Source organism: Flavobacterium sp., assembly GCF_004211145.1.
Taxonomy (GTDB): Bacteria; Bacteroidota; Bacteroidia; order Flavobacteriales; family Flavobacteriaceae; genus Flavobacterium.
Genome location: NZ_SEBS01000024.1, coordinates 95651 through 106331, shown reverse-complemented (window position 1 = coordinate 106331; position 10681 = coordinate 95651). Strand labels below are relative to the sequence as shown.

Below are 10681 nucleotides of genomic sequence, written 5' to 3'. Positions count from 1 at the left end.
TTTGAGCGCTTTCGGAATTGCTTTTACGGGACCGATTCCCATGATTCTTGGCTCGACCCCGGCGGCGGCGAAACTCACCAAACGCGCAATCGGTTCGAGGTTGAGTTCTTTTACCATTTCCTCGCTCATGATCAGCACGAACGCGGCTCCGTCGCTCATTTGGGACGACGATCCGGCCGTAACCGATCCGTCGGCGGCGAAAACGGGTTTCAATTTGGCGAGCGCTTCACGCGATGTGTCGGCTCTCGGTCCTTCGTCTTTATTGACGACGTACGAACGCGTGGCTTTCTTGCCGTTCGCGTCGACGTAGGTTTCTTCGATCGTAATCGGTACGATTTGCTTGTCGAATTTCCCTTCGGCTTGCGCTTTCAACGCTTTTTGGTGCGACTGGAATGCGAATTCGTCCTGGTCTTCGCGCGACACGTTGAATTGTTTGGCTACGGCTTCGGCGGTCAATCCCATTCCCCAATAATAATCCTCGTGGCCTTCTTTCGCGACGGCGTAATCGGGTACGGGTTTGTAGCCGCCCATCGGGATAAAACTCATGCTTTCGGCTCCTCCGGCGATGATGCAATCGGCCATTCCCGACTGGATTTTTGCGGTTGCCATCGCAACGGTTTCGAGTCCTGACGCGCAATATCGGTTCACGGTTACTCCTGGAACGTCATCGACTTTCAATCCCATCAGTGAGATCAATCGCGCGACGTTCAACCCTTGTTCGGCTTCAGGCATCGCGTTCCCGACCATGACGTCGTCGATGCGCTTCTTGTCGAAGTCGGGCAATTCGTTCATCATGTATTGGATCGTTTCAGCGGCCAATTCATCGGGGCGTTTGAAACGGAATAAACCTTTCGGGGCTTTGCCGACGGCGGTTCGGTATGCTTTTACTATGTATGCTGTTTTCATTTTTTTGTCTTTAAGATGATAGATGATAGACGGCAAGATGATAGACGATTCTGTCGCTGCACGGTCTATTATCTATCCGTCTATTATCTCAAGTCTTTTTAATTTCTAAGCGGTTTGCCTTTTGTGAGCATAAACTGTATCCTTTCCAGCGTTTTTCTTTCCGTACAAAGCGACAAAAATGCTTCGCGCTCCAAGTCCAAAAGATATTGTTCGGTGACCAAAGTCGCTTCGGATAAATCTCCACCGGCCATAACATAAGCCAGTTTGTTCGCGATTTTCTTATCGTGTTCTGAGATGTAATGCCCGGCTTCCATGCTGTCTGTCCCGACGTAGAACATGCCGAGCGCTTGTTTTCCAAGAACTTTCACGTCTTTGCGACGGATGGGTTGCGTATATCCGGCTTCGGCCAAAATCAAGGCGTGTTTTTTGGCTTCGGCGATTTGACGGTCGCGGTTCACGACGATCACGTCTTTTCCCTTTTGCAAGATTCCAGTGTCGAACGCTTCATAGGCCGAGGTCGAGACTTTCGCCATCGCAACGGCGAGGAAATATTCCTGAAGTACGTTGAGTTCGACATCGTTTTTATGGAATTGATCCGAAGCGCGCAAGGCCATTTCCTTCGATCCGCCACCGCCCGGAATTACTCCGACGCCGAATTCGACGAGTCCGATGTAGGTTTCTGCAGCTGCAACGACTTTATCGGAATGCAGCGTCAATTCGCAACCACCGCCCAACGTCATGCCGTGAGGCGCCGCAACGACCGGGATCGACGAATAACGCACGCGCATCATCGTATCCTGAAATTGCTTGATCGCGAAATTGAGTTCGTCGTATTCCTGTTCGACGGCCATCATGAAAATCATCCCGATGTTCGCGCCGACCGAAAAATTAGCGCCCTGATTCCCGATGACCAATCCCTGAAAATCCTTTTCGGCCAAATCGATGGCTTTCGTGATGCCTTCGATCACTTCGCCTCCGATGGTATTCATCTTCGAGTGGAATTCGAGGTTCAGGATTCCGTCGCCCAAATCTTGGATCGTCGCACCCGCGTTGCTCCAGACTTTTTTGGATTCGCGGATGTTGTTGAGTATGATGAACGAATCCTGTCCCGGGATTTTCTTCTGGGATTTAGTAGGGATATCGTAAGCGAACGTCGCGCCTTCCTTGATCGAGTAGAATGTTTTGTTGCCCGAAGCGAGCATGTCGTCAACCCAGGAAGCGTAATTCAAATTCGCGGCTTTGATGAGTTCGATTCCTTTTTCGACACCGATCGCGTCCCAAATCTCGAACGGGCCGTTTTCCCATCCGAAACCGGCTTTCATCGCGTCGTCGATCTTGTATAAATCGTCGGTGATTTCAGGAATTCTATTCGAGACATAAGCGAACATGCCCGCGAAATTCTTGCGGTAGAATTCTCCTGCCTTGTCTTTTCCGGTAATTAAAACTTTAAATCGGTCGATCGGTTTGTCGATGGTTTTCGTGAGTTCCAAAGTCGCGAACGATGCCTTTTTTGCCGCGCGGTATTCCAACGTATCGAGGTCGAGCGACAAAATATCCTTGTCGACTTTCTTGTAAAAACCTTGTCCTGTCTTGCTTCCGAGCCATTTGTTTTCCATCATTTTGGAGATGAAATCGGGCAGTTTGAACAGTTCGTGCGCTTCGTCCGATGGGACGCCTTCGTACAATCCGTTTGCGACATGCACCAACGTATCAAGCCCGACGACGTCAACGGTTCGGAAAGTTGCCGACTTCGGACGTCCGATTACCGGCCCTGTCAATTTATCGACTTCCTCGATCGTCAATCCCATTTCCTTTACGAGATGGAAAAGCGATTGGATGCCGTAAATCCCGATTCGGTTACCGATGAATGCGGGCGTGTCTTTTGCGACGACCGATGTTTTTCCGAGGAATTTCTCTCCGTAATTCTCGAGGAACGACAATACTTCGGGCGATGTTTTTGGGCCCGGAATGATCTCGAACAATTTCAAATAACGCGGCGGATTGAAGAAATGCGTGCCGCAAAAGTGCTGCTGGAATTCCTCGCTTCGGCCTTCGCTCATGAAATGGATCGGGATTCCCGACGTGTTCGACGTCACCAAAGTTCCCGGCTTACGGAATTTTTCGATCTGGTCGAACACCAATTTTTTGATGTCCAGCCTTTCGACCACGACTTCGATGATCCAGTCGGCTTCAGAGAGTTTCGCCATGTCATCGGTCGTGTTTCCCGTCGTGATGCGATTCGCGAATTTTTGATGGTAAATGGGAGACGGCTTCGATTTCAAGGCGTTCTGCAAGTGTTCGTTGACTATTCGGTTGCGAACGATCTTGCTTTCAAGTGTCAGGCCTTTTTTTATTTCGGCCTCATTCAATTCCTTTGGCGCGATGTCGAGCAACAGGACTTCGACGCCGATATTGGCAAAGTGGCACGCAATTCCCGAGCCCATGATGCCCGAACCGACTACGGCAACTTTTTTAATGCTTCTGTTCATTTGTAGTTGAGTTGAATATGTTTTTTTCTGCGATGAGCTCGTTTATGGTTTCGGCGACTTCGATAAAGTGGCGCAATTTCTCCTCGGTGATGTTGTCCTTCACAATCTCGTTGAACTTGAGCACGGTGTTTCGCGAGAGTTCTCTTTTTTCGCGCCCGAAATCGGTCAGGTAAATCAACACGCCCCGTCCGTCTTCAGGATTTGGTCGGCGTTCGATGAGACCTTTGTCTTCCATCGACTTCAATGTGCGCGTGAGGCTTGTGGCTTCCATTCCCATTTTTGGGCCGAGCGCGGTCGATGGCGTTCCTTCTTCGCGATCAATGCTCAACAATGCGAATCCCGTCGACATCGTCGCACCGTATTTCGCGGCTTCCTCATTATACATTCGCGCGACTGCCTGCCAGGTCGCGCGAAGGATGTAATCTATGGTTTTGTCTTTCATATTTTACGCAATCGTTTTCAAATATAATAAAAAAATACTATGCACGCATAGTAAATCGAAAAAATTAATGTTTGGATAACTTCCAAATTGCGTATTGCCATGCCAATCGGGTTTGCTAACTTTAGGAAATCGGAACCAAAAAATCCCAATATGTCCAAATTTCTTTTGCGTTGTTTTGTCTTTTTTAACGTGCTTGTAATGTGTGCGCAACAAAAGACGTTTTGCAACCCGATCAATGTCGACTACGGTTATCAACCTAATCCGGAGCATGTAAAATGGGGAAAACATCGCGCGTCGGCCGATCCCGTAATCGTGAATTACAAGGGCGACCTGTATCTTTTCAGCACGAATCAGGCGGGATATTGGCACAGTTCGGACATGCTCAACTGGAAGTTCCACGAGAAGAGATTTTTGCGGCCATGGAATGTAAACGGAGAGGAAATCTGTGCGCCTGCAGTTGGCGTAGTCGGCGATACGATGGTCGTGTTCGGAAGTACGTATACGCAGGATTTCACGCTTTGGGGCAGTACGAACCCGAAAGGAAACGAGTGGTTTCCGATAAAGGACAAATTCGCGCCCGGCGGCTGGGATCCCGCTTTTTTCACCGACGATGACGGAAAATTCTACATGTACAACGGCAGTTCCAACAAACATCCCGTGATGGGCGTCGAGCTCGATCGCAAGACGTTCGAACCGATAGGCGCGAGGCGACCGATGTATTTCGTCGAGGATTGGCGTTACGGATGGCAGCGTTTCGGTGAACACATGGACAATACGTTTCTCGATCCGTTCATCGAGGGCGCGTGGATGACCAGACACAACGGAAAATATTATTTCCAGTACGGATCGCCGGGAACCGAATTCAGCGGTTATGCCGATGGCGTCGTCGTCGGGGAGAAGCCGCTTTTCGATCTTGAACCGACCGTCGCCCAATCGGATCCGTTGAGTTTCAAGCCCGGCGGGTTTTCGAGAGGCGCGGGCCACGGCGCGACATTCCAGGACAATTCGGGGAAATACTGGCACGTTGCCACGAGCGTCGTTTGCGTTAAAAATACTTGGGAACGGCGCATGGGAATCTGGCCGTCGGGATTCGATAAGGACGACGTGATGTGGTGCAACACGGCTTTCGGCGACTATCCGCAGTTTTTGCCGTCGGCGCGAAAAGGCGAAAATACATTTTCAGGTTGGATGCTTTTGAATTATAAAAAGCCGGTCGAAGTTTCGTCGACGTTGGGAAGTTATTTCGCGAACAATGCGGTCGATGAAAATATCAAGACCTATTGGAGCGCAAAGTCGGGAAACAAAGGCGAATGGATTCAGACCGACTTGGGAAACATTTCGACGGTGAACGCGATACAGATCAATTACGCCGATCAGGACGCGGAACTCATGGGCAAGCAATCGGGAATATTTCATCAGTACAGGATTTTGATGTCAAACGATGGAAAGAAATGGACGCTTCTCGTAGACAAAAGCAAAAACACGAGCGACGTTCCGCACGATTACATCGAACTTGAAAAGCCAGTAAATACTCGGTTTATCAGGCTCGAAAATATTCATGTTCCGACGGGAAAATTCGCGATCAGCGGGTTGCGCGTCTTCGGAAATGGAAATGGAGAAAAACCGAACAAGGTCGGGCAACTCATCGTACTTCGCACCGACAAGGACAAACGCAGCGCCTACATAAAATGGCAGCCCGTCGACAACGCGTTCGCATACAACTTATATTACGGAACCGCGCCCGACAAATTGTACAGTTGCATCATGATCCACGATTTCAACGAATATTGGTTCAAGGCGATGGATTTGAAGAAGGCGTATTATTTTAGGATTGAGGCGGTGAATGAGAATGGGGTTTCGGAGAAAACGGATGTTTTGAGAGTGGAGTAGAGGTTTGGGGTTTAGGGTTGCGGAGAAATTTTTTACCATTAAGAACATTAAGGGCATTAATATTATGACTTGACTCTTTGGAGTTTTCAGAATTGTCGTAGTAGGTTTTTGTTAGCTTAATGTATTTAATGTTCTTAATGGTTCAAAAAAATTATCTTCTGCAGCATATTTCTTCGACTAATCTCATACCCTCATTTTAAAAGTCGCGGATAAAATAACTTACATAACATTTCGCATTGAAATTTGACACAAAAAAAAGCCTCCGAATTGAATCGAAGGCTTTTTTTTACCATTAAGAACATTAAGAGCATTAAGTTTATGACTTGACTCTTGGAGTTTTCAGAATTGTCGTAGTAGGTTTTTGTTAGCTTAATGTATTTAATGTTCTTAATGGTTCAAAGATCTCAATTGTCGTAAAACTCGATCAACTTGCGTTCGATTAAGCTACCTGAACTTATATGTATAAAAAAAAAGCCTTCGAACAATCGAAGGCCTTTCATCAAATTTGTTCTAAACAAATTATTTTTTCACGAAGTTGAATGTTTCCGCAACGTTGTCAAATTTCACGTAATAAACGCCTTGACCCAATTCGCTTACCGCGATCGAACCGTTGAAAGCGCCTGAAAGTACTTTTTGTCCAACCGTATTATAGATTGCAAAAGTGCTTCCCGCCAATTTCGCGTCGACATCGTTGAAAGAAATCACGCTGTTCGCAGGATTCGGGTAAAGTGCAATTTTCGAAGTCTTGACTTGTTGAGCGGCCAAATCGTTTCCTGAAAGGTAACGCGCCAAAGCAAAGTCGTTTCCTGTGTAACCGACTGCAAGGATTCGGTTGTCGGTTTGGATCGTCATGTCAAAAGCTTCGCTCATTGCGTTTGCGCTAAAGTTCGTCGTTACTTTTCCATCGGCATCAAATGTATTGTCGATCGTGTAATCTGCATTGATGCGGCTCAACGCGAATGAACGCGTCGTCGTGTTTCCAGTCGAACCCGCCATTACGAAACGACCGCTGACGTCCTGCTGTACGCGGTACGCCATTGATGTGTGCAACGCGTTGAATGAAACCGCTTCCTGGTTTGCCGAAGCTCCAAGCGCTCCGGTCGACGCGATCTCGAAAATGGTAAACGCGTAGTTCTGTGCCGAGATGTCGCTGCTTCCTGCCGCAACGATCGTGTTGTCGGATTTCAGGAACATTGAAAAGATCTTGTCGTTTCCGTTGAAAGAACCGTTGAAGTCGTTCGCTCCGTCAGTGTCGAAGGTCGTGTCCATCGTTCCGTTCGCGTTGATGCGTCCGGCCCAACCGTTGTTCGACCAAGGTTGTGACGGGAAATCTCTCCAGCCCACGGCCGTGATTTTTCCATTTGTCTGAACCGTCAAATCTTCGACGTTCATCAAATATTGTTGGTCGAGGTTGTTGAGCCACATCAAACGAATTCCTGTCGTATTGAATGTCGTGTCAAGCACTCCGGCCGACGTGTAACGAGCCACGACCGGTTTTGCCTTCGTAGTCGTCGTCATCGTGTTTCCACCGACGATGATGTTTCCTGTAAGTGCGTGGATTTTCACGACGCTGATATTACAAGCCTGTGTCGTTCCTTCAAAAGACGTCACCACTTTTCCTGTCGTGTTGAACGATGTGTCGAGTGAACCGTCGGTGTTGTAACGCACGAGCGCGCCTTTTTTCTGGCTTCCGTCGTCAGAATAACCGGCAAGGACGATTTTTCCGTCGGCTTGGATCGCGATCGAATTCGCTTCGTCTTCGCTGCCAAGTTGTACGTCGGTCGTGACGATTCCGCCTGTTCCGAAAGTCGTGTCGAGCGACCCGTTCCAGTTGTAACGAACCACGGCGAAGTCTTTACCCGTCGTCGCGTTTGTTGTCATTCCGGCAACGACGATTTTCCCGTCGGCCTGCAACGCAACTCCGAACGCTTTGTCGGCGCCTGTGTTGATTGATGTGATTACCTGACCGCCAGTCCCAAAAGTGGCGTCGAGGCTTCCGGCTTGTGCAAATGATGCCATACCGGCTAATAGTAAGCCAATTGAGTAGAATTTTTTCATTTTAAATTTTTTGTTTCGGGGCGTAAAATTAGACGATTAATCGTAACCGCAAACGTTTTCCCTGACAATTTTTGAGACAAAAAAAAACTCCCGATTAAGGGAGCGTTTTTATCGTTGACCGTAAATTTTCTGGTACAGGTCTTTGTATTTTTCGAGGATGTTTTTGCGTTTGAGTTTTAGCGTCGGAGTCAATTCGCCACCGTCGATCGACCAGATTTGCGGCGTGAGTTCGAACTTCTTGACTTTTTCCCAATTCCCGAATTTGTCGTTTATCTTTTCGATTTCTTCTGAGATGCGGGTTTTGACGGCTTCGTTGCACACGATATCCTGAGGTTCTTCGCCGATCTCCAGTTTGTGGATGCGCGCCCAATCTTTCACGAACCCAAAATTCGGTTGGATGAACGCGGCAGGCATTTTCTCGCCTTCGCCGATAACCATTACCTGTTCTATGAAACGCGATTGTTTCATGGCGTTCTCGAGCAATTGGGGAGCGATATATTTCCCGCCCGACGTCTTGAACATTTCCTTTTTGCGGTCGGTGATCTTGAGGAAACCTTCGCTGTCGATTTCGCCTATGTCGCCCGTGTGGAAATAACCTTCGGTGATGACTTCGGCCGTTTTCGCATCGTCTTTGAAATAACCCATCATGATGTTCGGGCCTTTGCACAGGATTTCTCCGTCCTGGGCGATCTTGACTTCGACGTTTTCTATCGGTTTCCCGACGGTTCCTATCTTGAAGTTGTGGTTGCGCATGTCGTTCACGGCGATTACGGGCGACGTTTCGGTAAGACCATAGCCTTCCATGACGGCGATATCGGCCGCGGCGAACATTCTCGCCAAACGCGGTTGCAACGCAGCGCTTCCCGAAACCATCATGTTTAGATTTCCGCCGAGCGCGTCACGCCATTTGCTGAAGATGATCTTGCGCGCCCATTTCAGCTGGAATTCGTACCACCAGCCGTTTTGTCCATAAGGTTGGTAGCGTTCGCCGAGCCCGATCGCCCAGAAGAACAACTTGTATTTTATTCCCGTGAGCTCGCTGCCTTTGGCGTGGATTTTTTCATATACTTTTTCGAGAAGTCGCGGTACGACGGTCATCACGTTGGGCTTGACTTCCTGGATGTTCTCGCTGATCTTGTCGATGGATTCGGCGAAATAGATGCCGACACCGTAATATTGGTACAAATAAACGACCATGCGCTCGAAGATGTGGCAGATCGGCAGGAAACTCATCGCACGCGTCCTGCCTGCGTCGAACGGGATTCTTTTTTCGCTTCCGAGTACGTTCGACACGATGTTCTCATGCGACAACATAACACCTTTCGGGCGTCCCGTCGTTCCTGACGTATAGATTATAGTCGCGAGATCTTTGGTCGTAATGCTGTCTTTGCGCGCCTCGACTTCGGCCTGATTGCTTTCGTCCTTCCCTGATTCGAGGATTTTCGACCAGTTCTCGCAACCTGAAATCTCGTCGAGACAATACACTTCCTTGAGTTTGGGAAGGTTTTTCCTCACCGAGTTCACTTTTTGGAGAACGGTTTCATCCGACACGAAACAATAGCTCGCTTCGCAATGGTTCAAAATGTATTCGTATTCTTCTTCGGTGATCGTCGGATACACGGGAACGTTTTGTGCGCCCGTCTGCAAAATCCCGATGTCGAGAATGTGCCATTCGGTGCGGTTGGCCGACGAAATCACTGCGATCTTGTCGTCTTTCTGCACGCCCATCCGCAGTAGTGCGCGCGATACTGTGTTGGCTTGCGCAAGATATTCGTCGGTCGAAGTCTTGATCCATTTGCCGTCGTGCTTGGTGACTAAAGCGTCAGGGATGTTATAGTTTTTCTGCTGATGATATGGGAAATCGAACAGGCGTGTGATGCTGGCCATTATTGGGATTTTATTTTGTGCAAATTATTAAAAAAAGCGATGCGGAATTGCGAATGGAAGTTTAAAATGCCATCTAAATTTTTGAGAATCTTTTGGGCTTGAATCCGCTTAAAATAATCAAATCAAACCTTGCAACACGCACATCTTGATTAGCTGCGCGACGTTTTTGCAACCCGATTTCTGCAGGATGTTCTTGCGATGCGTCTTGACCGTGTGCGGACTTATGAAGAGTTTGGTCGCGATTTCCTCGCTGTCGAGCCCGTCGCTCAGATCTTTTATGACCTGGATTTCCTTGGCCGAAAAAGAAAACGAACTTTGGGAATCGTCGAGCGGGATGTTCAAGAACGACGGTTCGCCATCCAATCCGATGATCGAGAAACGCTCGTTGTTGACCTCGGTCAAATGGTCGATGCGCGTGTGGATGTTGATCGCTTTGCCGTAACCGCCGTTGGGACCGAGCGTAAGCATCATCGCCTGATGGTTGAACAGCGCATAGTCACCATTCGCCAACCTGATCCTGAAATTGAAACTGCTTTTGTACCGCATGAGTTTTTCGGGCGTGACATTCTTGAAGAAAAATTGCGCCACGCCGGCTTCGAGCCGCATGATCAGGTCCATGTCATCAGGGTGGAAACTGGAAATGATCTCGCTGAATTTCAACGATGTAGGATTAAGTCCGAGCATTTCCTGAAACGAATTGCTTGTATTCGAAATCGACCCATCGGAGAAATCCACCACATAATAATAGAACGGCCCGAGACTTACGATTGAACTCGCGAGTTCGTTGAACGTCACGTTGCGTTCGGTTCCGGGAATGCCCCGGTTCGGGTCGGCGTCCCAGGTTTGATGGAGTTTTTGGAGCTTATCTTTCATTTTGGTATCGGACCCGAATTGGCAAAAACGTGTCACCGTGGACTTTTTTTGCTATGAATTTGTACTGTGGATTTTTTTTGGCGCGAAGCATGAACCAGACAGATTTGCTACGCGGATTTTTTCTAAACCATTAGCT

7 protein-coding genes are annotated in these 10681 nt (G+C 48.4%); 1 reads left to right on the top strand and 6 read right to left on the bottom strand.

The genetic code is table 11. The annotated features are described in order from the left end of the window. The 3 genes from EOO50_RS12085 to EOO50_RS12075 all read right to left on the bottom strand — a co-directional run. Nucleotides 1–906, bottom strand: a 906-nt coding sequence (locus tag EOO50_RS12085; RefSeq protein WP_290840472.1) for an acetyl-CoA C-acyltransferase, incomplete at its 3' end; no start/stop codon positions are given. A 98-nt stretch (nucleotides 907–1004) separates the two neighbouring features. Continuing rightward, nucleotides 1005–3395, bottom strand: coding sequence for a 3-hydroxyacyl-CoA dehydrogenase/enoyl-CoA hydratase family protein (locus EOO50_RS12080; RefSeq protein WP_290840471.1), 2391 nt, complete (start codon nucleotides 3393–3395; stop codon nucleotides 1005–1007). Next, nucleotides 3379–3837, bottom strand: coding sequence for a MarR family transcriptional regulator (locus EOO50_RS12075; protein ID WP_290840469.1), 459 nt, complete (start codon nucleotides 3835–3837; stop codon nucleotides 3379–3381). The genes EOO50_RS12080 and EOO50_RS12075 overlap by 17 nt, the downstream gene beginning before the upstream one ends. 198 nt (nucleotides 3838–4035) lie before the next feature. Between EOO50_RS12075 and EOO50_RS12070 the strand changes: the two genes are divergently transcribed. Next, on the top strand, nucleotides 4036–5727 hold the full coding sequence (locus tag EOO50_RS12070; protein ID WP_290840467.1) for a discoidin domain-containing protein: 1692 nt from the start codon (nucleotides 4036–4038) through the stop codon (nucleotides 5725–5727). A 519-nt stretch (nucleotides 5728–6246) separates the two neighbouring features. Here the strand turns inward: EOO50_RS12070 and EOO50_RS12065 are convergent. The 3 genes from EOO50_RS12065 to EOO50_RS12055 form a co-directional block, all read right to left on the bottom strand. Beyond that, complete coding sequence (locus EOO50_RS12065; protein ID WP_290840466.1) at nucleotides 6247–7785, bottom strand: T9SS type A sorting domain-containing protein; 1539 nt, start codon at nucleotides 7783–7785, stop codon at nucleotides 6247–6249. 108 nt (nucleotides 7786–7893) lie between these two features. Next, complete coding sequence (locus EOO50_RS12060; protein ID WP_290840464.1) at nucleotides 7894–9672, bottom strand: long-chain fatty acid--CoA ligase; 1779 nt, start codon at nucleotides 9670–9672, stop codon at nucleotides 7894–7896. Between the two features lie 117 nt (nucleotides 9673–9789). Then, nucleotides 9790–10545, bottom strand: coding sequence for a LuxR C-terminal-related transcriptional regulator (locus EOO50_RS12055; protein WP_290840462.1), 756 nt, complete (start codon nucleotides 10543–10545; stop codon nucleotides 9790–9792). Between the last annotated feature and the right edge of the window lie 136 nt (nucleotides 10546–10681).